Source organism: Mesorhizobium sp. M5C.F.Ca.IN.020.32.2.1 (assembly GCF_004023105.1).
Lineage (GTDB): Bacteria > Pseudomonadota > Alphaproteobacteria > Rhizobiales > Rhizobiaceae > Mesorhizobium > Mesorhizobium wenxiniae.
The window spans coordinates 1-1,718 of the sequence record NZ_RZSX01001120.1 but is presented as its reverse complement, the minus strand read 5'-3'; the positions used below and the strand labels follow the sequence as shown (position 1 = coordinate 1,718).

Sequence of the window (1,718 nt, the reverse complement as noted above, 5' to 3'; positions counted from 1 at the left end):
GCCTAATCCCCCCTCTCCGGGCTGCCGCATCGTTTCGAGTAAAGGCCGCCGTGGTTCCCCTCCACCACGGCGGCATTTTTTTGCCTTTCGACGCCCGTGGTCCAACGACCGCCGGCTTTTCGTTTCTGCCTTGCAGCTTTAGGGTTGCTGCTCAGAATCGAAAGGCTTGATGAAAATGTCCAGAATTTCTCCCGTCCTCGATCGTCTCGACAAAAACCTCGACGAGAGCCTGGAACGCCTGTTTGGCCTGCTCAGGATCAAGTCGATCTCGACCGATCCGAGCTATGCCGCCGATTGCCGCAAGGCGGCGGAATGGCTGGTAGCGGAGCTCAAGCTGATCGGCTTCGACGCCAGCGTGCGTGACACGCCAGGTCATCCGATGGTGGTGGCGCACCATGTCGGGCCGGCGGGCGCACCGCATGTCCTGTTCTATGGCCATTACGACGTGCAGCCGGTCGATCCGATCGAGCTCTGGGAAACCGACCCGTTCGCGCCTTCGGTGAAGGAGATCGCGCCCGGCCACCAGGTGATCACGGGACGTGGTTCGGCCGACGACAAGGGGCAGCTGATGACCTTCGTTGAGGCTTGCCGCGCCTGGAAGCAGGTGCATGGCGGGCTGCCGTGCCGCATCACGATCCTGTTCGAAGGCGAGGAGGAGTCCGGCTCGCCATCGCTGAAGCCGTTCCTCGAGGCAAATGCGGCCGAACTCAAGGCCGACTTTGCGCTTGTCTGCGACACTGGCATGTGGGATCGCGATACGCCGTCCATCTGCGTCGCGCTGCGCGGGCTGGTCGGCGAGGAGATCACGGTGAAGGCCGCCGACCGCGACTTGCATTCCGGTCTCTATGGCGGTGCTGCTGCCAATCCAATCCGCATCCTGGCCAGGATATTGGCCGACATCCACGACGAGGACGGCCATGTCACCATTCCGGGGTTCTATGAGGGCGTCGAGGAGACGCCTTCGCAGATCCTGAAGTCATGGGAGGCGCTCGGCGAAACCGCCGAGACATTCCTTGGGCCTGTCGGCCTGTCGATTCCGTCCGGCGAACAGGGGCGCTCGGTGCTCGAACTTACCTGGGCGCGGCCGACGGCCGAGTTCAACGGCATTATCGGCGGCTATACCGGCAAGGGGTTCAAGACGGTGATCGCGGCGGAAGCCTCGGCAAAAGTGTCCTTCCGCCTCGTCCACAAGCAGAATCCCCAGAAGATTCGCGCCGCTTTCCAAGGCTTCGTCAGGGAACGCCTCCCGGCCGACTGCTCAGTCGATTTCCAGCCGCATGGCGGCTCGCCGGCAATCCAGCTTTCCTACGACTCGCCGTTTCTCGCCAAGGCCAAGGACGCGCTGTCTGACGAATGGCCGAAACCGGCGGTGACGACGGGAAGCGGCGGCTCGATCCCGGTGGTCGGCGATTTCCAGACCTATCTCGGTATCGAATCGTTGCTGGTCGGTTTCGGGCTCGACGATGACCGCATCCATTCGCCGAACGAGAAGTACGAGATGAGTTCATTCCACAAGGGCCAGCGCTCCTGGGCGCGCATTCTCGATGGGCTGACACGCTGAGGGGGCGAGAATTCAACTTTCTGTTGATTTTTCATCGGATCGCGGCAAGGACGGGCTAAAGCGCGTCGCGTTTGATCTGCCTGATGCGACGCGCTTTAGGTTGTTGTTTTATGCATGTCGTTATCGCAAAACCGCTGCACACTTTTGCGCTACATGC

1 protein-coding gene is annotated in these 1,718 nt (G+C 61.6%); it reads left to right on the top strand.

The window, feature by feature from the left end; all coding sequences use genetic code 11:
* Positions 1-175 precede the first annotated feature (175 nt).
* Positions 176-1,561 carry a M20/M25/M40 family metallo-hydrolase gene (locus EOA86_RS33490; protein ID WP_128345456.1) on the top strand — a complete coding sequence of 462 codons (1,386 nt, stop codon included), beginning with the start codon at positions 176-178 and terminating at the stop codon, positions 1,559-1,561.
* Positions 1,562-1,718: the final 157 nt, after the last annotated feature.